Raw genomic sequence first — 21,764 nt, 5'->3', positions numbered from 1 at the left:
AGCTAGAAGCTAGAAGCTAGAAGCTAGAAGCTAGAAGCTAGAAGCTAGAAGCTAGAAGCTAGAAGCTAGAAGCTAGAAGCTAGAAGCTAGAAGCTAGAAGCTAGAAGCTAGAAGCTAGAAGCTAGAAGCTAGAAGCTAGAAGCTAGAAGCTAGAAGCTAGAAAAAGCATGCAAGACTGACTCGTCTGTCAAATATTTTCTTCCGGCTTCCAGCTTATGGCTCAATGCTTAAAACGGCATCTTGAAGCCCGGGGGCAGTTGCATGCCGCCGGTCAGTTCGCCCATGCGACTCTTGTTCTGCTCTTCTACGCGGCGCACGGCATCGTTAACCGCAGCGGCCAGCAGATCTTCAAGCAGTTCCTTGTCGTCTTGCAGCAGGCTTTCGTCCAGCTCGACACGGCGTACCGAGTGGCTGCCCGCCATGGTGACTTTAACCATGCCGGCACCGGCTTCGCCTACAACTTCCAGCTGGGCCAGCTCTTCTTGCAGCTTCTGCATTTTTTCCTGCATCTGCTGGGCCTGCTTCATGATATTGCCCATTCCACCTTTACCAAACATACATGCTCACTCTTGATTAATGGATAAATAAAACCCGACGCTACAGCGCCATGGGCTCGATACTGTCGGTGTCGAGCACCGCCGCGAAGCGCGATATGAAAAATTGTACCGCATCATCGGCCTCGATTTCATCTTTGGCGCGTGCGGTCGCCGCCTGATACAGCAATTGTTCGATCTCGAACGGGGTTTCTCCGTCCTGTTCGCCTATCTCTACCTGCAAACTGACTGGCGCCGGCTGCTGGCCGTTGATGGCCGCCTCAAGCTCCTGACGGGTCTTGTCGGTCAGCAGATGACGGTGCGCCGGGCGCAACCAGAGCCGCCATCGGGTGTCGTTACGCTCCAGGGTGCTGTGCATTGCCAGCTGGCGCAGCAGACCGCCCAGCGGCAGTTGTGCCACCAGCCGGGTCCATTCGTCCTCGGCCTCGGACAAGAGGCTCGCCGCCTTCAGGGGCTCGGGACCAGGTTGAGACGGCGCTGCGGTTGCCCGAATCCTGGAGGAGCCGGGCCGAGGCAGGGGCGATACCGGCTTGCTCGGTGTGCTGGCGGCCTTGGCGGATGTTACCGCCTGCTGATGTGGCAATACGGCAGGGCGATTTATCGGTGGCGTCGGCGTGACGGTTGCCACCGGCTTGACCGTTGGCACCCCCGTTGACCGGGGAACGGCCGATTCGTCCTGCCAGGGCGGTGTATCGTCGTCATCCCAGGGCATGTCCTCATAGGCATCGAGCGGCGGCAATTCTTCTGCCCCGGTCATGGCCCGAGAGTCAGGATGGCCACCGCCCTGCTCTACCATAGACATCGGCGAGCCATCCGGCTGAGCCTGGCTCGGAGCAGGCTTGACTGAAGCCGGAGTAATTAGGGCCGGGGTAACAGGGGGCGCGGATCTGGTCGGCGGCACCGTAGACAGGGTTCTGGCGGCAGGCTGGTCTGGCTCGACCGCAGTTTTCTCCGGGCCTTGAGTTTTCTCCGGACTCTGGCTGCGCAACCGGTTACGGGTTTGCAACAGGCGACGAATACGAGCGACGTCGGCCGCCGCCTCGTCGATGACGGTGTCGACCGCAGACACAGGCGCCGAAGCCAGAGGAACGGCGGCTTCCGGAGTCGGCATCGCAGCGTCGGCCGCTGGTGGCCGTTCAGCCGGAGAGTTTACCGCCGTTATCTTCGCCTCTGGTGCAGCTGCTGCCGAGTTCGACGCCGCCGGTGATGATGCCGATGATGATGCCGGTGAAGGCGTCAGTGAAGACGTCAGTGAAGGCAAGGCCGCTTCGTCTACCGCCGGTGCCTGCGGAGCACTGCTCTGCTCCTGTGGCTGTGGCTGTGGCTGTGGCTGTGGCTGTGGCTGTGGCTGTGGCTGTGAAGCATGACCCAGACGTCCCGCTTCGGTCAGAATTTCGTCCTGCTCCTGCCACAATCTGGCCGCCATCGCATCATCATCCATCGCGTCTTGCGGAGCGGTGTCGGATGTTGGCGGCTCAGGCTTTTTTGCGGCGGTGGCTCCTGGTCCCTCTACAGCCACTCGCGGAGCAGTAGCACCGGAGGTCGTGGCAACCGGCGCCTCGGGACAAAAGGCCAGGGTACGCAACAGCGTCATTTCCAGCGCCGAGCGGCCATCGGGGGCGAAAGGCAGGTCTTTGCGGCCCTGCAGACAAATCTGGTAATAGAGCTGTATTTGCTCGGCCGACACCAGCAGCGCCAGCCGATTGAGCTCGGCGGCATAAGGCGACGGGGGCGCCGGTACCACCTGCGCCAGGGCCAGCTGGTGCCAGAAGCCAATCAGCTCTTTGTGAATTTGATCGTAATCCGGGCCCATGGCTGCCAGCTGGGCCACGCTTGCCAGCAAGGCCTCACCATCCCCGGCCAACACCGCCTCGACCAGAGCCAGTAACTGGCTACGGTTGAGGTTGCCCAGCATAGATTCGACCAGCTCCAGCCTGACTTCACCGTTGCCGAAAGCCAGCGCCTGATCGGTCAGGCTCAGGGCATCACGCAGGCTGCCATCGGCGGCGCGCGCCAGGGCGGCGGTCGCCTCGGGTTCGAACGGGAGCTGCTCTTGCTGCAGAATATGATGCAGCTGACCGTCGATAAGCGCAGGCTCCAGACTCTTCAGGTGGAACTGCAGACAACGAGACAGAATAGTGATCGGCAGCTTCTGCGGATCCGTGGTGGCCAGCAGAAATTTGACGTGCGGCGGCGGCTCTTCCAGGGTTTTCAGCAGCGCATTGAAGCTGTGACGAGAGAGCATGTGCACTTCATCGATCAGATACACCTTGAAGCGCCCCCGGGCCGGCTGATACTGCACGTTGTCCAGCAGTTCGCGGGTGTCTTCCACCTTGGTACGGCTGGCCGCATCAATCTCCAGCAGATCGATGAAGCGCCCCTGCTCTATTTCCAGACAACTGGCACATTGGCCACAAGGCTCGGGGGTGATGCCGGTGTCGCAATTCAGCGCCTTGGCCAGCAACCGGGCGATGGAGGTCTTGCCTACCCCCCGGGTGCCGCTGAACAGATAGGCATGATGCAGGCGCCCCTGTGACAGGGCGTTGACCAGGGCGGTCAGCACATGTTGCTGACCCACCACATCGGCAAAACGCCGGGGGCGCCATTTTCTGGCGAGGACCTGATAACTCATCGTCGGTTAATGACCGTCAAACTGAACCAGGCTGTTCACCCGGATGCCCATATTGTTCAGTCGCTGCAAACCACCCAGGGCCGGCAGGGCAATCACGAAGGCCGCGTCCTGCACTTCACCGCCACAGCGGCGCACCAGCTTGACCGCCGCTTCCACCGTGCCGCCGGTGGCCAGCAAATCGTCGATGATCAGCACCTTCTCGCCGGGCGTAATGGAGTCCACATGTATTTGCAGCCGATCCTGCCCATATTCCAGATCATAAGACACTTCAATGACTTCACGGGGCAACTTGGAAGGTTTGCGAGCCGGGATAAAACCCACCCCCAGGACCGCCGCAACCGGGGCGCCGAAGATAAAGCCGCGGGCTTCGGTGCCCAGCACCTTGGTGATACCGGAATGACGATACAGCTCCACCAGGGCATCTATGGTCGCCTTGAACGCCTCGGCGTTCTCCACCAGGCTGGTGATATCGCGAAAAACGATGCCTTCTTTGGGGTAATCGGGAATGGAGGTGATGCTGTCGGCAATCAGTTTCAGGGTTTCTTGTTTCATAATAAACAGGCAGCCTTGTTAGGCCCGGACACGGCGCGGGCATGGCATATAAAGTTGAATGGCGGCTAGCTTAGGGCCTAGTCTGCTTCAATGCAACTGCCGGGGGCTCGGGCACCAGGGGTAAGCGTAAAAACCACAGTAGCAGGGCCACAAATGTCAGCACCAACCCCACTTTGACCTGCCACAGGGGCACTATGTAAATGGAAAAACCAAAGCTTAACGCCATCATCCACAGGGCCCGGCGCCGCACATGGGCACGCAAACCACGATGAGCCTGCCAATCGCTGATCATGCCGCCAAACCAGGGATGATTCACCAACCAATGGTGTACCCGGGGCGACGACTTGCCGAACAGAAATGCCGACAACAATACGAAAGGCGTGGTGGGCAGCACCGGCAAAAACGCCCCCAGCACCCCCAGGCCCAACGAAACACTGCCAAGCAGGGCAAATAATAGTCGCATAACGCCCTCCTTAATATTCATCTGCCGATCATAGCAGGATGCCGCTTCCACGGGGAGCCAAAGCAGTGGCAGTTGACCGACATCACATAATTCCTCCGCTTGATATCGGAATCAGGCGCCCTGCTCCCGAGCAATCGTCTTCGGCTTGAGCCCCAGAGCAAACAGCAGCAGACCCGAGAGCAGAATCACCACAGTGATCACCAGCAGCTTGCTGTAACTGTGCTCCACGCCAAACAGCGGGCCTATCAGGTCGAGCCGACCGCCTTTCTCCAGAAAATAAAGCACGGCGCCGGCTAGGGCCACGGCAAAATTGGCCACAAAGCTCCAGCGGGCCACCTCCCGTCCGGCCAGTATGCTGAACAGTATCACCGGGGTCAGCGCCAGCGAGGCGGTGCCACTGACCGCCACCGCATCAAACAGATCCTTGCTGCCGACAAACACCAGTACCAGGCCGCCCAGGGCAAACAACGCCATCGCCAGCCGGCCGCTGCCAGCAGAGGGACGCCCCAGCCCCATGTCCACCACCAGCAGCTTGGACGCGCTGGACAGGGTCGAGTCCAGGGTAGAGGCGGCGGAAATAACCAGCGCCAGCCCCAACAACAGCATGGCCGGGGTGCCTAGCAGCCGCTGCAGGGTAAGCAGCACATCCTTGTCTTCCCCTCCTTGCAGACCGGCAAACACCCCGAGCAGGCCGAAAGACAGGATCAGCAGCGCCGACAGCCAGAAAGCATGAAGAAAACTGCGTCTGGTAGTGTCCCGGTCGGCGATAAAGCCTCTGTCCATCATCACGGGATCGTGCAGCGGGTAGCTCAGCACCTGCAGCAAGGCCACCAGCAGCAATATCCAGCCCGGACTGTTTAATTCCGGGCTGCTGGTCAGCACGCTTTGCCAGTCGAACAAGGGATGCAGCAGCGCCATGCCGACCAGCAGCACTATGAGTACGATAAGCAGCCCCATTTGCAGCACATCGGTACGCAACGAAGCCCGCAGGCCGCCGGTCATGGAATAGATCAGCGTCAGCCCGGACACCGCCAGAATAGCCCCGGTGTAGGCGCCGGAGCCCGCCACCCCAAATATCATGCCTACGACTAATAGGTTGGCGAATACCTCGGTCAGCAGCCGCAAGGAAATCAGCAGATTGAAACAGCCGCTGCCCACCCGGCCGAAACGAGCCACCAGAAAGCCCTGTATATTATGTACACCGTGGCGGTAACGCAGGCTGTCGACAATCAGCCAGCCAGTGAGAAAGGAGCCGTAATAGGCGCTGTAGGCCAAAGCCCCGGCTATACCGTAGAAATAGCCGAGAATGGCGGCGTTCAGCAGCGAGCGGGCAAAAATCCAGGTGGTGACCTGAGAAAAGGTCAACGTCAGCAATCCGGGCTGTGCGCCCTGTTCGTCTCGGCCGGAGAAAAAGCCTTCGGCGGTACTGACCCGGGGCGCCAGCAGCATGCTCAGCAGCCCCACGCCTGCAAGCATCACTATCAGTATGGAAACGGGAAAATCGGCCATGAGGATCACCTTGTCATCTGGTCAGTCGTCTGAAGAGTATGGTGCTGAGTCGATATCCGGGATGGCGTTATTACAACGAGGACCCATTTATTTATCTCGCTTATGCCCTTGGCCATGCTGTGAGGCGATCCTATAGAATACGCTCTTGTCGGGGTGAATGACCAAAAAAGCGCTTATAAGCCCTTGAAAAACTGGCCGTATCGGCAAAACCGTGCTCCAGAGCGACGTGGGTTACGCTCATTCGCGTTTGCTGCAAACAGGTGCGGGCCCGATTAAGCCGTCGGGCACTGGCATATTGCTGGGGTGTCAGACCGAATTGCTTACGGCACAGATAATAAAGGTGACTTTCACTGATGTGCAGCGCCTCTGCCAGCACATGATTGGCGGGTGGCTCATCCAGTGCGTTGTCAATCACCCGGTTAAGCACATCCAGACGCAGTGATGACGGCAGCTTGTCGATGCTATCGCTGGCGTACTGCTGACCGATAAGGGTCAAAAACAGCGTGACCAGCTGATGATTCACCACCTGGGTGATGACGCCCCGGCTCTGTGACAACTGATATCGGGCAAAATCCAGTAATGGCTGCGTTTCGGCCGCCAGCTCCACCGACTGGGGTGAACGAAACAGGCTGTCACGAAACGACAGGCCACACACGGTTTCCAGAGAAAGCACCAGCTCATCAGCCAGGTTCAGATCCAGCACCAGAAGCTCGCTGTCGAGACCCAGCCCGGCATAACTGTGTTTTGCCGCGTCAGGCACCATCAGCACACTACCGCGTGTCATACTGACCGCACTGTTATCAAATTCACAGTGCGTGGCCCCGCCAACACCGATGAGTATTTGCGGATAGGCATGTAGATGCTCCCCCGACCGGGTCGCAATCACATTGGTTCGGGCCTGTGTAGCAATCATGTGTGCACTCTCTCCATAAAGCATCAGGCAGTCAGCTGCATACTAACCATGGCGTCGCCACTTGGGAACAAAAGGCGAGTGCGATTTAACAACAGACCCTAACATTACCCGGTGAAATTTGTTCATTTTCATAGCCTGAGACAACCACTCCATAGCCTCTGCCAATTTTCACAGGCCATATCCGCCTAGCATGGAGGCATATTCATAAAAAATAAGGGAAACCATGCAACTGAATGCCCAACAAATCGTCGATGCCTTACCATGGGAAGCCCTTGTCAATCAGCTGGACCTGATGTTTACCAAAGAGGTTCAGTCTCCGGTTCGCCATCATCACTTTATCAATGTCCCCGACGCACCTCAGGCAACCCTCCTGCTCATGCCGGCCTGGGTAGAAGGAGAATACCTTGGCATCAAACAGGTGAACGTCTTCCCCGGTAACAGCAAGCTTAATCTACCGGGGCTCAATAGCCATTACCTGCTTAACTGTGGCAAAACCGGTCAGCCCCTGGCCCAACTGGAAGGTAATGAACTGACCGCTCGCCGTACCGCCGCGGCGTCTGCCCTGGCATCACGCTACCTGTCCAGACCAGAGTCCGCCAAGTTGCTAGTCATGGGGGCCGGTCGCATGGCCCGACGTCTTATCCAGGCTCATATGGCCGTTCGCCCCATCACCCAGGTATGGGTATGGGGCCGCAATCCGTCCGCCGCTGCGGATTTGGTAATGGAGTTCCGGGATCAGGGGCTGGATATACAGGTTGCGTCCCTGGAGGACTTACCCCGGATTGCCTCGCAGATGGACATCATCAGCTGCGCGACCATGGCCACGACCCCTATTCTCAAAGGCGAATGGCTGAGCCCGGGCTGCCACCTGGATCTGGTCGGCAGTTTTACCCCCACCATGCGTGAAGCGGATGATGAGGCGCTGCGCCGCAGCCAACTGTTTGTCGATACCCGGGCCGGCGCCCTGAGTGAAACCGGAGAGCTGCTCATTCCCCTGCAACAGGGGGTGATCGACGCAGACGATGTGCTGGCTGATCTGCCCGACCTGTGCCGGGGAGCTCACCTGGGCCGGGCTGCGCTGGCTGATCCCGAAAACGCCATCACCCTGTTCAAGTCTGTGGGTGCATCGATAGAAGATCTCGCTGCTGCCATCCTGGCGTATCAGAGGTACCAGGATATTCAGGGTTAATCCCCAGAGGCAGCAATTCGCCGGTGATATGATCACCGGCGTAAAAGATAACACCACTATCAACAACATAACGATACCGAGTATCCTTCGCATTCCGTCACGGAGAGACCCTATGCACACCGCAGTCCAGAAGGACATCCCGACCACCAATCTGCCGAGCCTGCCCATCGCCTGCATCCCCATGCTGGCGACCATAGGGCTGATTGCCCTGCAGATTTTTTATTACAACGATTTTACCCCCCATATTGCACTGGCTATCGGTTTTGCCATTACGGCCCTGGTAGGCTGGACTCAGGGATACCGCTGGAAGGATATAGAAGCGGGGGCATTCCATGTGCTGCATGTCGCCATGCCATCCATTGCAACGCTGATTGTCGTCGGCATGCTGGTCAGTATCTGGATTGCCAGTGGTACCGTGCCCATGCTGATTTATTACGGACTGGAGCTAATTAATCCCACCTGGTTTCTGGCAGCCGCCATGCTGCTCTGCTCCGTGGTGTCTTTGGCTATCGGGTCGAGCTGGACCACAGTCGGCACCGTCGGGCTGGCATTGATTGGCATCGGCGAGGCATTTTCCATTCCCGTCTACTGGACCGCCGGAGCCGTGGTTTCCGGATCATTTTTTGGTGACAAGATCTCCCCCCTGTCCGACACCACCAATCTGGCTGCAGCGGTGACCGAAACCAATGTCTTCAATCATATCCGCAACATGATGCCGACCACGGTACCCGCCATGATCCTGGCCTTTTTACTGTATCTGTTCGTCGGCACCGCCGGCGTGGCGCACGATGTCAACCAGTTGGCACAGATTGACACCTTCAAGCAAGGCCTGCTGACCCAGTTTGACATGGGATGGCCCGCCGCCCTGCCGATACTGGTATTGATTGCCCTGGCTTTCTTCAAAGTATCCCCTATACCGGCCCTGTTTATCGGCTTCAGCATCGGGGCTGTCGTGGCGGCAAGTCAATATGGCTACAACCTGAACCAGATCCTCACCTTCGCACACAGTGGTTTCAAGATCGAAGCCGGCAATGACGCTCTCAACAGCCTGCTCAACCGGGGTGGCGTCACCTCCATGACCTGGGTGGTGACCCTGATGATGTTCGCACTGGCCTTTGGCGGCGCCCTGGAGCGTACCCGCTGCCTGGAGTCCATGGTGCAGGCCATTCTCAAGCTGTCCCGTGGCTTCAAGGGGCTGCAAACCAGCGCCATTCTTACCTCGATCACGACCAACATCATCTCGGGTGACGTGTATTTATCCATTGCCCTGCCCGGACGCATGTATATGGCGGAATACAACAAGGTAGGCTATTCCCGCTTGAATCTGTCGCGAGCGATAGAAGAAGGCGGCACCCTGGTTTCCCCCCTTATCCCGTGGAATGCGGGAGGTGCCTTCGTCATTGGCGCCCTGGGCTTGACCGTGGTGGACGGGGATTTCAGTGCCCTGCTTTATGCCCCCCTGGCCTTCGCCTGCTGGCTGTCTCCCATGCTCGGAATTCTGTATGCCCAGATGGGCTGGTTTTGCAAACGCGTTGAAACCGGTGAGATAAAATGAAAAAAGAAAAAACAGCACAGATTGCGGTCATTGGTGCCGGCGTGGTCGGCCTTTGCAATGCCCTTACCCTGCAGCGTGCAGGATACGGTGTAACCCTGTTTGACGCCCAATTGCCCGGCAGCCAGACATCATCCGGTAACGCCAGTTATCTGGCAACCGAACTGATAGACCCGCTGGCCAACCCGGGTACCCTGAAGGCGGCGCTCAGGCTATGGCTCCACCCCCATGGTCCTGTCGCCACCCCCCTTGCCTATTTTCACAAGGCACTACCCTGGTTATGGAAATTTGTTCGCTGTGGCAGCGAGTCCAGGGCGGCCAAAAGCCGCCATGCATTACATGCCTTGAACCATAGAGCCATCGCTGCGTGGCAACGGCTGCTGACCGCAGAAGGGCTGGAACATCATCTGCTTGCATCCGGCTATCTTCAGATCTGGGAAAACCCCCGGGCTCTGACCGCCGCAGAGCAACACCTGCGCCACCTGCAGGAATGGAATATCAATGCCAGGTTGATTGACCATAAGGAAGTGGCTGAACTGGAACCGGCCCTGGCGGGCCGTGTTGCCCACGCCATTTATTACCCTGACGCCTGCCAGATGGACGATCCCTTGCTGCTCTGTCAGTCTCTGTATCGGGCATTTATCCAGCTGGGAGGTCAGTTTCAGCAGACAGCGGTGACCGCCTTGTCGCCGGACAGTCAACAGGTCAAGCTGACCACCGATAATGGTCATTACCAGTTTGACCGAGCCGTGCTCAGTACCGGCGCCTGGAGCACAAGGCTGCTCAAACCATTGGGGATAGATATTCCTCTGGAGGCCGAACGGGGCTATCACATTACCTGGCAAGGTGAACAACCACCCCTCTCTCGCCCCATCGGCTCAGCCGAACGCAACGTGGTGATGACTCCCCTGGCCAACGGATTAAGAACCGTCGGGTTCAGTGAATGGGGTGGACTGGAAGTACCTTTCAAACAAAAACGTACCGCCACACTGCGCCATCACAGTCAGGCATTGCTGCCGGAGCTGAAGCACACCGACTGGCCACAACAGGAATGGATGGGGTTTCGGCCTACCCTGCCAGACTCGCTGCCCGTTATCGATCGGCACCCGGTCTATCCCCATTTGCTGCTGGCCTTCGGGCACCAGCACCTGGGCCTGACTCAGGCGGCGATCAGCGCCGAGTTGATACTGTCACTGGTAGAGGAACGCCAGCCTGCCCTGGATCTTTTGCCCTACGCTCTGTCCCGTTTTTGCTCAATTACAGGTGGTGAAACCGTCAAGGAGCCCGCTAAATGACAATGGAAGGGTGCGAGGCAGAGCTCCCGTTCGACCCACCATCAGCCCATTAACCTGTTGGCATACTCAAGCCGGCGGCCCGGTCCCGCCCTGAGGCCTCGTGGTGATGAGGCCTCAGGGTCTCGGGTACTCCTTCCTGTTCCAGCCCACCCTGCGCCAGCCAGTCCAGGGTATGTGCCCGGGCTCGACTCAACAGCTCGGCGGTGACCGAAAAATCAAACACCGACACCGCCTGCGGGCACAGGGGCGCCACCACATGAATGGCGGCCCGGGACTGATAGTGTTCAACATCCCGCACCAGTTGCCACATGCTGAGCAGATTCAGGGTATGCAGGGCCAGTGACGCCATGCGATCGGGTACTCCCGGGCAGGCACAGCCAAAACCGGTGGGCAACACCAGCAGCCGTTCGGCACCCAGCTCCACGGCGCTGGCGATGGGCGTATTGCTGGCTATGCTGCCATCCACCAGCGCCTGCCCGTCAATCACCCGATGGGGAAATATCAGCGGAATAGCCGAGCTGGCCAGCAGGGCCTCGGCCAGCGGGCCGCTCGACAGCAAAGCTTCCTTGCCGGTCAGCAAGTCGGTCGCCAGTATATGCAGTGGCAACTCGGTCTGCTCGATGCGCGCCACCGGCAGCTTATTGTGCAGCAACCGGGCCAGGCCATCGGCCCTGGCGATATGGTTATGCCCGAGTAACAAGGATTTGATGGTGGTGAAGGCATGAATGGGAAAAACATCCTCGCTGCGTAATGACAGCCAGAGCTCGGCCAGCTCCTCGATTCCCTGCGCATGAGGCCGGGCGGCAAAATAGGCGCCGTTGATGGCCCCCACCGAGGCGCCGATCACCATGTTTGCCTGCACGCCCGACTCGACCAGCGCCTGCAACATGCCCACCTGTACCGCGCCCAGGCTACCACCACCGGCCAGTACCAGGGCCGTCTTGCCAGTATGTTCCCCACTCATGCGGCCTCCTTAGACTTAGCCTTAAACCAACACGGCCTCCAGCTCGGCCAACCAGTCATCAACCGAAATCGCCAGTTGGCCGGTAACCTCCAGCGGCCGGTCTTCAAACACGTCCTTGTCCGGGTGCAACACCTGCCAGTGGTTGATCACCGCATCCCTGTGCTTTAGCAGCGCCTCGATATGGGGCCGGAACAGCATCAGCATGTTGCTCAGCCAGATATTCACCGGCCAGGACGGACTGGCATGATCGATAACGAAGCTGTCAAGCAGGGAAATCACCGCCTCGGCCGGATACCAGCTTTCATCGGTCACCCAGCGATTACAGGTAAACAGGCCGGAAGGATACCCCCAGGCATCCATGGCGATGGCGACGAGATGGGCAATGGCCTTGTCTCCCTGGGGCCAGGGCTCACTGGCTTGGGGATAATTCAGCATACTCAGCTCTGCGGGTATGCCAGCCCCGCGTAAAAAGGTATGAAAGTGGCCATGCTCCGGCTCGCCGCCACGATGGGCATGGTAGTAATACTGGCTGTGGCTGTCTCTATCGATGACATCGTCCAGGGGGTAGTGGGTCATCTCGAAAAAAGTCCCCTGCCCCTTGAGCACTTCTCCGACAATATTGATCCCGCCTTTGGTCATCACCCGATAGCATTCCCGGACTCGGGCACCGGCTTCGCGCATCCGGTGAATATTATCGGGCGCCAGACTGGCCGCCACCGGCACTAACAGTTTGGGCAAGGGTTGAAGTGTGATTGCAGTCATAGGCGTCCTTACTGTGACTTGACGGCGCAGGGATTCTTCACCGCACAAGGGTTAGCTGCACAAGGACTCTTTACCGCGCAGGGGTTAGCCGCACAAGGACTCTTCACCGCACAGGGGGTGGCCGCACACGGGCTCTTCACCGCACAGGGGTTGGCCGCACAAGGACTCTTCACCGCACAGGGGTTGGCCGCACACGGGCTCTTCACCGCACAGGGGGTGGCCGCACAAGGACTCTTCACCGCACAGGGGTTGGCCGCACAAGGACTCTTCACCGCGCACGGATTTTTGGCAGCACAGGGATTAAAGGTAGCCTGCTCCGTTGCTACATAGGCCACCAGGGCCGCCAGCTCTTTCGAATCCCAGGCCAGAGGCTGGGATGCCATGGGAGCCACCATGCAAATCTGGATCATCTCATCCAGATGCACCTGACTCACCCCAAACTGGCCCTGAGCCATCGCCACCGGATGGGGATAGGCCATGGCAAAACTGCCCTGGTACATCTGCTGACCCTGGTGGCAGCTGTTGCACGACAGGCCATTACTGCTCAAGCTGGTGTCGTTGAACAGCGCCTGACCCAGGGTGACCAGCTCGGCGTTGTCGCCCTGATAGGGCTGATAGTTGGCCGGTCGCTGCACGGACTTGGCGGCACAGGGATTAACTGCCGCCGGTTTGGCGGCGCAGGGGTTCTTGGTCGCACAGGGGTTGGCCGAACAAGGGTTAACTGCACAAGGACTCTTCACCGCACAGGGATTCTTGACGGCACAGGGATTGGCTGCAGACTCGGCGGCACTGCATGGATTCGCGGCACATGGGTTAGCGGTACAAGGATTAGCTGCACAAGGCTTCTTGCTCATGGCTATCGGTGGCACGCCATTGTCGCCCGACTCGACGGCCTGCACCGGACCCGACAGCGCCAGGGCCAGCAAAGAGGCCGACACCAGGGCGGCAACGGGCGTAATACGAAAGTGAAACTCGGACTGGGGGTGATATCGACGCATGATCATGCTCCTAAAGATAAAATCGTCCATGAAAGGCACGGGATAAACAGGCCTTACCGATTAATACAGTCGCAACAGGTTCCCCGGTTATTACAAGACGACCCGCATTTTTATCGAGTCTTGTTATCGAGACGAAGAAACAAACATCCTTATCTCAGAATAGCTGGCTCCCTCAGGGCAGAGGCACTGGGTGTCATTTATGACTTGCCGTGCTGCCGGGCTATCAGCATATAGAGTGAGGGCACCACAAACAGGGTGAACAGGGTGCCGATGGCCATGCCGCCCACCAGCACCAGGCCGATGGAGTTACGCGCCGCCGCCCCCGGCCCCTCCACCAGCGTTAGCGGAAAGTGCCCCGCCACTGTAGCGACCGAGGTCATCAGCACCGGGCGAAAACGGGTCATGGCCGCCTCTTCGATGGCCGCCAGCTTGTCGTGCCCCTGTTGCTGCAGCTTGTTGGCAAACTCGACGATCAAGATGCCGTTCTTGGCGATAAGCCCCACCAGGGTCACCAGCCCGACCTGGGCGTAGATATTCAGGGTCGTGGTCCAGCCGTCGGTCCAGTAGGGAAGGTCCGGATTGGGCATCTTCAGCACCGTGAAGATCAGCGCCCCGAACATGGCCAGCGGCACCGAGCCCAGCAAAATCACCAGCGGGTCGCGAAAGGAATTGAACTGCACCGCCAGCACCAGAAATATCATCAGTATCGCCAGCCCCAGCGCCGGCAGAAACTTGCCGCCTTCGGTACGCAGCTGGCGCGATTCGCCGGTGTAGTTAATAGTGTAATCCGCCGGCAACAGCTCGCGTGCGGCACCTTCCAGCACCCTGAGTCCCTCGTCCAGCCGAGGCGTGATGCCCGACAGCTTGACCGCATTGAGTTGCTGAAACCGGTTGAGGGAGCGCGGCACCGTGCTGTCGCGCAGGGTGGCGATGGCGCCGAGCGGGATCAGTTGCCCACCCGGCCCGCTGATATAAATGTCGGTCAGCTGATCCGGATTGAGCCGCTCGCCCCGCACCAATTGGGGGATCACCTTGTAGGCCCGCCCCTCTATGTTGAAACGATTGACATAGTTGCCCCCCAGAGCCGCCCCAAGATCGGCCCCCACCTGCCGCTGGGTCAGCCCGAGGACGGCGAGCTTCTGGTAGTCGAGCACAATTTCCGACTGGGGTTGGTCAATCTTGAGATCGATCACCGGCGGAAAATAGAAGAGGCCGCTTTCCATCGCCTTCATCTGCAGCTGTTCGGCATACGCCAGCATCTGTGCCGGCTCGTCGGTAGAAGACAGGATGAATTCGACCGGGAAATTGCTGCCCCCGGGTAGCGCCGCCGGCTGGCTGGCGAACACCTGCAGGCCGGGAATGGCAGACAGCCCGGCCTGCATCTCGGGCACGATTTCGCGGATCGAGCGACTGCGCTGATCCCAGGGCTTGACCACCATGCCACTGAAGCCGCCGATGCCCAGGGCCGCCGAGAACGGATCCGAGGGCGACAGCAAGATCTGGAAGGTCAGCTCCCGCTCGGGCGCCGCCAGAAACACCTGCTCCGCCGCCCGCCCGAAATGAATTTTCTGATCCGCCGAGGCATTGGCCGCATTGTTGATGATGCCGAACATGAACCCCTGATCCTCGAGCGGCGCCAGCTCCTTGGGCGAAAACAGATACATGGGCCCCACCAGCAGGGTCAGCACGGCCCAGAACACATAGACCGCCGGCCGGACCTTGAGCACACGCGCCAGCCCCCGCCCGTAGGCCAGGCGAAAGCGGTCGAATCTGTGGTTAACCCAGCCGGTAAAGCCGCGCTCTTCCCGCTCGGCACTGCGCAGCAGGGTGGCGCTCATCATGGGGGACAGGGTCAGCGCCACGATTCCGGAAATGGTCACGGCTCCGGCCAGGGTGAAGGCAAACTCGCGAAACAGCGAGCCGGTCAGGCCGCCCTGCAGGCCGATGGGGGTATAAACGGCGGCCAGAGTAATGGTCATGGCGATGACCGGGCCAATCAGCTCCCGGGCACCGACCAGCGCCGCCTTCACCGGCGTACGCCCCTCTCGCAGATGCCGTTCGACGTTTTCCACCACCACGATGGCATCGTCCACCACCAGCCCCACCGACAGCACTATGGCCAGCAGGGTCAACAGGTTGAGGGTGAAGCCGAAGGCCTGCATCAGGAAGATGGCGCCGACCAGCGACACCGGAATGGCCACCACCGGCACCAACACCGAGCGCCAGGAGCCGAGAAACAGGAAGATAACCACGATAACGATAAGCAGGGTGTCGAGCAGGGTGCCCACCACCTCATGGATGGCGTTGTCGATGTATTCGGAGGCATCGTAGCCCAGCTTGGCCGCAAGCCCGGCGGGCAGATCCCGATCGAGGACCTCCAGATCCGCCCTAACCCCCTGAATCACCTCGATGACATTGGTGTTGGGCAGCGGAAAAATCCCCATGAACACCGCCGTCTTGCCGTTAAAGCTGACCTCGGTGTCATAGTCCTCGGCGCCCAGCTCCACCTCGGCCACCTCCTGCAGTCGCACCAGGGTATCGCCCTGCCGGCGCACCACCAGTTGTCGGAACTGCTCGGCGGTATGCAGATCGGTATTGGCGGTCAGATACACCTGCACCTGGGCCCCCTTGGTGCTGCCCACCGCCGACAGAAAATTGTTGGCGGCCAGCGCTGCGCTCACCTGGGCCGGGCTGATATTGAGCGCCGCCATCCGCTCCGGCTTGAGCCAGACCCGCATGGCAAAGGTGCGAGCCCCGAAGATCTCGGCCCGCTGCACCCCGGCCAGGGCCGCCAGCCGGGGCTGCACCACCCGCACCAGATAGTCGGTGATCTCGCTCTGGGATAACCGCTCGGACGAAAAGCTCAGATAAGCAGCGGCAAATTCCGAGTCCGCCGACTGCACGCTGATCGCCGGCACCTCCGCCTCCGCCGGCAGCTCGTTGCGCACCTGATTGACCTTGGCGGTAATGTCGGCCAGCGCCCGGGTCGGCTCGTAATTGAGCTTGAGTCGCGCCGTCACCAGCGACAGGCCGAGCAGACTCTTGGACTCCACATAATCGATGCCGTCGGCGGAGGCGATGGCGCCCTCGATGGCGGTGGTGACGAAGCCGCGCACCACCTCGGCACTGGCGCCGATATAGGGGGTGGCGACAATCACGGAGGCGTTCTCGCTCTGGGGATACTGACGCACGCTGAGCGACCACCAGGCCTGCAAACCGGCGATCACGATCACTATGCTGACCACCAGTGCCAGCACCGGGCGACGGATGAAGATATCGGTGAAGGCGCCCATAATCAGCTATTACCGGGCTGGGGGTCGAGTTTGAAGTCCGGCGCCAAACGGTTGTCTATCACCACCGCCATGCCCGGGCGCAACTTGAATACACCGGTCGACACCACCCGCTCGTCCACCGCCAGCCCTTCGGTGACCGCCACGAAATCGCCGCGCCGAACGCCGAGTCGCACCGGTCGCAGCTGAACCACCAGTGACGAGGCTCCATCCGATCCTTGTGCGTCCTCTTCCAGCACGAAGACCGCATCACCACCGGGGCCGTGTACCACCGCCGTCTGGGGAACCAGCAGGACGGACTCCGAACGTGCCAGCTGCATCTCTACCGAAACAAACATGCCGGGCCGCAAGCGGTCGTCCGGGTTGACCAGAGTCGCCTGAGCCCGCGCACTGCGGGTCACGGCGTCTATCTCGGGGTTGAAGGCGGAGACCTTGCCCGCGAAGGGTTGATCGGGGTAGCTATCGGAGCTCACCGTCACCGACAGGCCGGCGCTCAGCTCGGCCAAACGCTGCTGGGGCAGGGAAAAGTCCACATAAACCGGGTCGAGCGACTGCAGCGACACCACGGCGCTGCCCTTGTCGAGAAACTGGCCCCGGCTTATCTGACGAATACCGAGCTGTCCGGTGAAGGGGGCGCGCAGGGTTTTTCTGTTGATCAGGGCGCGGAAAAAATCGACCCGGGCGTCGCTCTGTTTCAGGTTGGCGGCAACCTGATCAAACTCGCTCCGGGAAATACTGCCGCTTTTGCGCAGTTGTTGCCCCCGCCGGAAGGAAAGCCGCGCCAGGGCGGCGACTGACAGGGCCTCACGCAACTGGGCCTGTTCCAGCTCGGCATCGAGCCGCAACAGCACGTTACCGGCCTCGACCCGGGCACCCGACTCGAAGGAGATATCCCGCACTATGCCCTCGGCTTCGATACGCAACAGGGCGCCCTGCACCGCCACCACAGAGCCCACCGCCCTGATCACCGGCTGCCAGCGTTCCTCCCGCACTTCGATCATATTGACCGGCTCCGGCGGCATTTGCTGCTGCTCTCCCGCCTGAGCCATGGCATTGAACTGGGCCAGCTTGATCAACACCAGCACGGCGACGATAGGCAGCACGACAAGCAGACCCACTCCGGCCCATAGCAATTTTTTCGGCATCGATTCCTCTGATCTGTGACTGCAGCTTGATGGCTTGCCTCAGGTTGAAGTCTAGTCGTCCCGGATGCCTGAACGGACATCGGTGTAATAATTCCCCTTCCCCTTGCGACTTTGTGCATAACCTTCATCATGATCATCGGCGCAGACCCCACCTCGTCGCCCTAAAAGGACATTTTCTATGCGCAAACCCCTGCTGCTTACCCTGCTGTTGCTGCTTGTCGCCCTGTTTTTCATTTTCGATCTGAGCGACTGGTTCACGCTGGAGGCCCTGAAACAACAACAGGCACACATTGCGGCGCTGCGGGCCGAGTCGCCCTGGCTGATGGCCAGCGGCTTTTTTGTGCTTTATGTGGTGATGGCGGCACTGTCTTTGCCCGGCGCCGCCATCATGACCCTGGCCGCCGGGGCCTTCTTCGGCGTGTTGCAGGGGCTGGTGTTGGTGTCGTTTGCTTCGAGTATCGGCGCCACCCTGGCCTTTCTGGTGTCCCGCTTTCTGCTGCGAGATCAGGTACAGCTTCGTTTCGGTGACCGGCTCAAGGCCATCGACCGGGGCATCAGCCGAGACGGCGCCTTCTATCTGTTTACCCTGCGGTTGGTGCCGGTGTTTCCGTTCTTCATCATCAACCTGCTGATGGGGCTTACCGCCCTGCCCGCCCGCACCTTCTACTGGGTGAGCCAACTGGGTATGCTGCCCGGCACTCTGGTCTATGTGAACGCCGGTACCCAGCTGGCCGCCATCAATAGCCTGAGCGGCATACTGTCGCCGACCCTACTGGCCTCCTTCGCCCTGCTCGGCCTCTTTCCGCTGCTGGCGCGAGCCGTGCTGCGCCTGGTGCAACGTCGCCGAGTCTATAGCGGCTTCAACAAACCCCGCCATTTCGATCGCAACCTCATCGTGATCGGCGCCGGAGCCGCCGGCCTGGTCAGCGCCTACATAGCGGCGGCGGTCAAGGCGAAAGTCACCCTGATTGAAGCCGACAAGATGGGCGGCGACTGCCTCAACACCGGCTGTGTGCCCAGCAAGGCATTGATCCGCAGCGCCAAACTGGCCCATCAGATGCGCCACGCCGAGCATTACGGCCTGACCCGCACCCAACCGGCATTCAGCTTCAAGCAGGTGATGCAGCGGGTTCAGCAGGTGATCCGCAAGGTAGAGCCTCACGACAGCGTCGAGCGTTACACCCAGCTGGGCGTAGAAGTGCTGCAGGGTTACGGCAAGCTGGTGGATCCCTGGACGGTGGAAGTCAGCCTCAATGACGGCAGCACGCAAAGACTGACCGCCCGCAGCATCATCATCGCCGCCGGTGCCAGCGCCGCCGTGCCGCCGATACCCGGACTGGATGAGGTGAACTACCTGACCAGCGACACCCTGTGGGACGTCATGGCCGAACGGGACACGCCGCCCAAACGGCTGCTGGTAATGGGAGGTGGCCCCATCGGCTGCGAGCTGGCCCAGACCTTCGCCCGGCTGGGATCCGAGGTCACCCTGCTGCAGCGCAATCCGCGTCTGATGCCGAAAGAAGACCCGGAAGTGAGTGAATGGGTCAAAAACGCTCTCACCAATGATGGGGTGCGGGTACTGACCGAACATAGCCCGCTGCGGGTAGAGCGAGGCGCCGCTGGCATCCGGGTCATCGCGACTCATCAGGACCAGGAAATCATACTGGAGTGCGACGATCTGCTGCTGGCGCTCGGCCGCAAAGCTCGGCTACAAGGTTACGGGCTGGAAGCTTTGGGCATCACCACAGAGCGCACCGTCACCACCAACGATTATCTGGAAACCCTGTATCCCAATATTTACGCCGCCGGTGACGTGGCCGGCCCCTATCAGTTTACCCACACCGCCGCCCACATGGCCTGGTACGCCAGCGTGAATGCCTTGTTCGGCCACTTCAAACGCTTTAGGGTCGATTATTCGGTCGTGCCCTGGTGTACCTTCGTCGACCCCGAGGTAGCTCGAGTGGGCCTGAGCGAGCTGGAAGCCAAGGCACAGAACATCGCCTATGAAGTGACCCGGTTTGAGCTGGACGAACTGGACAGGGCCATCACCGATGGCTCGGATCAGGGTTTTATCAAGGTGCTGACCGTACCCGGCAAAGACCGGATACTGGGGGTGACCATCGTCGGCGAGCACGCCGGTGACTTGCTGGCCGAATACGTGCTGGCCATGAAGCACAAGCTCGGTCTGAACAAGATACTGGGCACCATTCATGTCTACCCCACCCTGGCGGAAGCCAACAAATACGTGGCCGGCGAATGGAAGCGCGCCCATGCCCCCGAGCGGGTGCTGGCCTGGCTGGGCCGCTACCACCAATGGCGGCTGGGTAAGGGGTAACCACAAAAACGGGCCGGGATGCGTTTCGCATCCCGGCCCGTTTGATACAGCCTGCCTTTTACCCTTTAGGGTCTGCAATAACCGGGCAATTTTTTACCCTGTTTTTTAGTCAACATACAATGACGATTATCTACCCCGTCACCCATCGACAAGGTCTGGGTGATAATGCCCGTGTTAGCCGACACCGTGGCTGCCTGGGCCGGTAACATCGCTACGGTAAACACCGCCGTCAGCATAAGAGCAATCATGGCTTTCATAATGCTTCCCTCTCGTCAAAATGAATGGCCTTGTGATCATTGCCGTTGCCTGCAAGGCCTGAGTCAATAACAGGGCTAATGCCCTTCCGTCATGGCAACGATGTCTAACAACAACGTCTGACGGTTACTCATTAAGTCGCGACGAAGCGGACGATTATTACAACAAAAAGACCATTTTTTGCACATCACCTCTGCCAGTGGCGGCGGGATGTCAGCCCAGCGACTCGCTCAAAAAGTCCAGCAGCCTGAAACATCACTACCTGTAAAACTCTCGTTGATTACAACGTTGTATTCATGATGGCGATTAGCTGCTCGCGCTTTTTCAATGACGCAATGGCCCTTTCTCCGAGAAGGTTCGCCACCTGAGTCAGTAACCCTTCGGCCAACAACATAAAGGCACACATGCTGTTGCTGAAAAACAGACTTTGGGAAGGCACATAGAAGGAATGGGTAGCAATCTTGGCCAGCGGCGAATTCGGGGTATCCGTAAAAGCAATGATCCTGATGCCTTGTTCCGCTGCCACCCGCGCACTGCCGAGGACCCCATTGGTATAGGGAAAGCAGCTGGTCACCAGTAACACATCGCCGGCTTCCAGCTGAGCCAGGCCATCGGCTGTTCCGTGCAAACCGTTATCCAGCATGGCGACATCGGATCTGAGCATACCCAGGGCATAGCTGATGAAAGAAGCCAGTGAGCCAAACTGCCGCATGCTGTGGATACGTACCTTGGGGGCATTAGCCAGCAACTCGGCGCTCTGTTCAAAAGTGACTGCATCCATGTTTTCCACCAGCGTGAGCAGGTTGGCACTTTCTTGCCGGGCCAGCCGGGTAAGCAGGTTGAGACTGTTGCGTTCGCTGCCGAGCACCAGTCGCGACGCCTGATCGCTGTAGAAGTGCCGTCCCTCGGTCAGTTCACGACGAAACAAATCCTGAAAATCGCTGAACCCCTTGAAACCCAACCGTTGTGCAAGCCGGGATAACGTGGACGGGTTGATTTCCTGAGCCTCGGCCAGCTCGGTAATGGTCATCACCGCCGCCTGCTGGGGGGCCGTCAGCATGGCGGCCAGAGTACGCTTCGCTCGCCCACCCAGGGATATACTGGCTTTTCCCTGCTCGATATCTGCCAGCAGACTGCGGAGTGCCTCCAGAGTTTGTGGTGGCTGCATGTTGTCGGTCATCGGTGTTCGCCTCTTTTCTGTTCATATGTCCCGTCGGTCCGAACCCGGGCGGGCATCAAGCACCTATATTGCCATATTTTTTTGCAAACCCGGCATCCTCCTGAGCCCCATTGTCGCTCGAATACAGTGTGAAAAAGGCCTAATGAAATCAAAATGAAAAAAATATTATGCATAAT

The 21,764-nt window shown here is 59.5% G+C and carries 17 protein-coding genes; 4 read left to right on the top strand and 13 right to left on the bottom strand.

Annotated features, from left to right (window positions below; all coding sequences use genetic code 11):
* Nucleotides 1-227 precede the first annotated feature (227 nt).
* From UN63_RS12685 to UN63_RS12660, 6 genes are all read right to left on the bottom strand, one after another.
* A complete protein-coding gene (locus tag UN63_RS12685) occupies nt 228-557 on the bottom strand; it encodes a YbaB/EbfC family nucleoid-associated protein (RefSeq protein WP_104487116.1) in 330 nt (109 codons plus the stop codon).
* Nucleotides 558-597: 40 nt separating this feature from the next.
* Complete coding sequence (dnaX, locus tag UN63_RS12680) at nt 598-3,186, bottom strand: DNA polymerase III subunit gamma/tau (RefSeq protein WP_104487115.1); 2,589 nt, start codon at nt 3,184-3,186, stop codon at nt 598-600.
* 6 nt (nt 3,187-3,192) lie between these two features.
* Complete coding sequence (apt, locus tag UN63_RS12675; RefSeq protein WP_104487114.1) at nt 3,193-3,738, bottom strand: adenine phosphoribosyltransferase; 546 nt, start codon at nt 3,736-3,738, stop codon at nt 3,193-3,195.
* Nucleotides 3,739-3,808: 70 nt separating this feature from the next.
* A complete protein-coding gene (locus UN63_RS12670; RefSeq protein ID WP_104487113.1) occupies nt 3,809-4,201 on the bottom strand; it encodes a YbaN family protein in 393 nt (130 codons plus the stop codon).
* A 111-nt stretch (nt 4,202-4,312) separates the two neighbouring features.
* Nucleotides 4,313-5,710: a sodium:solute symporter family transporter gene (locus tag UN63_RS12665; RefSeq protein WP_104487112.1), complete on the bottom strand. Its 1,398-nt coding sequence runs from the start codon at nt 5,708-5,710 to the stop codon at nt 4,313-4,315.
* Between the two features lie 130 nt (nt 5,711-5,840).
* Complete coding sequence (locus tag UN63_RS12660) at nt 5,841-6,494, bottom strand: AraC family transcriptional regulator (RefSeq protein ID WP_219821166.1); 654 nt, start codon at nt 6,492-6,494, stop codon at nt 5,841-5,843.
* Nucleotides 6,495-6,846: 352 nt separating this feature from the next.
* Between UN63_RS12660 and lhpI the strand changes: the two genes are divergently transcribed.
* The 3 genes from lhpI (at nt 6,847) to UN63_RS12645 (ending at nt 10,659) form a co-directional block, all read left to right on the top strand.
* A complete protein-coding gene (gene lhpI, locus UN63_RS12655) occupies nt 6,847-7,812 on the top strand; it encodes a bifunctional Delta(1)-pyrroline-2-carboxylate/Delta(1)-piperideine-2-carboxylate reductase (protein WP_104487110.1) in 966 nt (321 codons plus the stop codon).
* 112 nt (nt 7,813-7,924) lie between these two features.
* Nucleotides 7,925-9,367 (top strand): Na+/H+ antiporter NhaC, encoded by a 1,443-nt coding sequence (gene nhaC / locus UN63_RS12650; protein ID WP_104487109.1) that lies wholly within the window; start codon nt 7,925-7,927, stop codon nt 9,365-9,367.
* On the top strand, nt 9,364-10,659 hold the full coding sequence (locus UN63_RS12645) for an NAD(P)/FAD-dependent oxidoreductase (protein WP_104487108.1): 1,296 nt from the start codon (nt 9,364-9,366) through the stop codon (nt 10,657-10,659). The genes nhaC and UN63_RS12645 overlap by 4 nt, the downstream gene beginning before the upstream one ends.
* 49 nt (nt 10,660-10,708) lie before the next feature.
* Here UN63_RS12645 and UN63_RS12640 read toward each other — a convergent pair whose 3' ends face one another.
* The 5 genes from UN63_RS12640 to UN63_RS12620 all read right to left on the bottom strand — a co-directional run bounded on the left by UN63_RS12640 (nt 10,709) and on the right by UN63_RS12620 (nt 17,818).
* Entirely contained in the window at nt 10,709-11,623 is a 915-nt protein-coding gene (locus tag UN63_RS12640) for a patatin-like phospholipase family protein (RefSeq protein WP_104487107.1), read from the bottom strand.
* 21 nt (nt 11,624-11,644) lie between these two features.
* Nucleotides 11,645-12,385 (bottom strand): DUF6969 family protein, encoded by a 741-nt coding sequence (locus tag UN63_RS12635; protein ID WP_104487106.1) that lies wholly within the window; start codon nt 12,383-12,385, stop codon nt 11,645-11,647.
* An 8-nt stretch (nt 12,386-12,393) separates the two neighbouring features.
* Nucleotides 12,394-13,383, bottom strand: coding sequence for a c-type cytochrome (locus tag UN63_RS12630; RefSeq protein WP_104487105.1), 990 nt, complete (start codon nt 13,381-13,383; stop codon nt 12,394-12,396).
* A gap of 197 nt (nt 13,384-13,580) precedes the next feature.
* Nucleotides 13,581-16,676 (bottom strand): efflux RND transporter permease subunit, encoded by a 3,096-nt coding sequence (locus UN63_RS12625; RefSeq protein ID WP_104487104.1) that lies wholly within the window; start codon nt 16,674-16,676, stop codon nt 13,581-13,583.
* Nucleotides 16,677-16,678: 2 nt separating this feature from the next.
* Nucleotides 16,679-17,818, bottom strand: a complete 1,140-nt coding sequence (locus UN63_RS12620) for an efflux RND transporter periplasmic adaptor subunit (protein WP_104487103.1) — start codon at nt 17,816-17,818, stop codon at nt 16,679-16,681.
* A 178-nt stretch (nt 17,819-17,996) separates the two neighbouring features.
* On the opposite strand from UN63_RS12620, the gene UN63_RS12615 reads away from it, so the two are divergent.
* A complete protein-coding gene (locus tag UN63_RS12615; protein WP_104487102.1) occupies nt 17,997-20,153 on the top strand; it encodes an FAD-dependent oxidoreductase in 2,157 nt (718 codons plus the stop codon).
* Between the two features lie 65 nt (nt 20,154-20,218).
* Here the strand turns inward: UN63_RS12615 and UN63_RS12610 are convergent, their stop codons facing one another.
* Both UN63_RS12610 and UN63_RS12605 read right to left on the bottom strand, forming a co-directional pair.
* The gene (locus tag UN63_RS12610; RefSeq protein ID WP_104487101.1) at nt 20,219-20,410 is read right to left on the bottom strand and encodes a hypothetical protein; all 192 of its coding nucleotides are present in this window, start codon (nt 20,408-20,410) and stop codon (nt 20,219-20,221) included.
* A gap of 278 nt (nt 20,411-20,688) precedes the next feature.
* Entirely contained in the window at nt 20,689-21,588 is a 900-nt protein-coding gene (locus tag UN63_RS12605; protein WP_104487100.1) for a MurR/RpiR family transcriptional regulator, read from the bottom strand.
* Nucleotides 21,589-21,764 lie beyond the last annotated feature (176 nt).

This window comes from Oceanisphaera arctica, from assembly GCF_002936955.1.
Lineage (GTDB): Bacteria > Pseudomonadota > Gammaproteobacteria > Enterobacterales > Aeromonadaceae > Oceanimonas > Oceanimonas arctica.
This window is presented reverse-complemented; position numbering and strand designations above follow the sequence as displayed.

Bases quoted from the DNA above. Each gene is read 5' to 3' on its own strand.
- UN63_RS12685 (WP_104487116.1), bottom strand. From the start codon at position 557: ATGTTTGGTAAAGGTGGAATGGGCAATATCATGAAGCAGGCCCAGCAG.
- dnaX (WP_104487115.1), bottom strand. From the start codon at position 3,186: ATGAGTTATCAGGTCCTCGCCAGAAAATGGCGCCCCCGGCGTTTTGCC.
- apt (WP_104487114.1), bottom strand. From the start codon at position 3,738: ATGAAACAAGAAACCCTGAAACTGATTGCCGACAGCATCACCTCCATT.
- UN63_RS12670 (WP_104487113.1), bottom strand. From the start codon at position 4,201: ATGCGACTATTATTTGCCCTGCTTGGCAGTGTTTCGTTGGGCCTGGGG.
- UN63_RS12665 (WP_104487112.1), bottom strand. From the start codon at position 5,710: ATGGCCGATTTTCCCGTTTCCATACTGATAGTGATGCTTGCAGGCGTG.
- UN63_RS12660 (WP_219821166.1), bottom strand. From the start codon at position 6,494: ATGACACGCGGTAGTGTGCTGATGGTGCCTGACGCGGCAAAACACAGT.
- lhpI (WP_104487110.1), top strand. From the start codon at position 6,847: ATGCAACTGAATGCCCAACAAATCGTCGATGCCTTACCATGGGAAGCC.
- nhaC (WP_104487109.1), top strand. From the start codon at position 7,925: ATGCACACCGCAGTCCAGAAGGACATCCCGACCACCAATCTGCCGAGC.
- UN63_RS12645 (WP_104487108.1), top strand. From the start codon at position 9,364: ATGAAAAAAGAAAAAACAGCACAGATTGCGGTCATTGGTGCCGGCGTG.
- UN63_RS12640 (WP_104487107.1), bottom strand. From the start codon at position 11,623: ATGAGTGGGGAACATACTGGCAAGACGGCCCTGGTACTGGCCGGTGGT.
- UN63_RS12635 (WP_104487106.1), bottom strand. From the start codon at position 12,385: ATGACTGCAATCACACTTCAACCCTTGCCCAAACTGTTAGTGCCGGTG.
- UN63_RS12630 (WP_104487105.1), bottom strand. From the start codon at position 13,383: ATGCGTCGATATCACCCCCAGTCCGAGTTTCACTTTCGTATTACGCCC.
- UN63_RS12625 (WP_104487104.1), bottom strand. From the start codon at position 16,676: ATGGGCGCCTTCACCGATATCTTCATCCGTCGCCCGGTGCTGGCACTG.
- UN63_RS12620 (WP_104487103.1), bottom strand. From the start codon at position 17,818: ATGCCGAAAAAATTGCTATGGGCCGGAGTGGGTCTGCTTGTCGTGCTG.
- UN63_RS12615 (WP_104487102.1), top strand. From the start codon at position 17,997: ATGCGCAAACCCCTGCTGCTTACCCTGCTGTTGCTGCTTGTCGCCCTG.
- UN63_RS12610 (WP_104487101.1), bottom strand. From the start codon at position 20,410: ATGAAAGCCATGATTGCTCTTATGCTGACGGCGGTGTTTACCGTAGCG.
- UN63_RS12605 (WP_104487100.1), bottom strand. From the start codon at position 21,588: ATGACCGACAACATGCAGCCACCACAAACTCTGGAGGCACTCCGCAGT.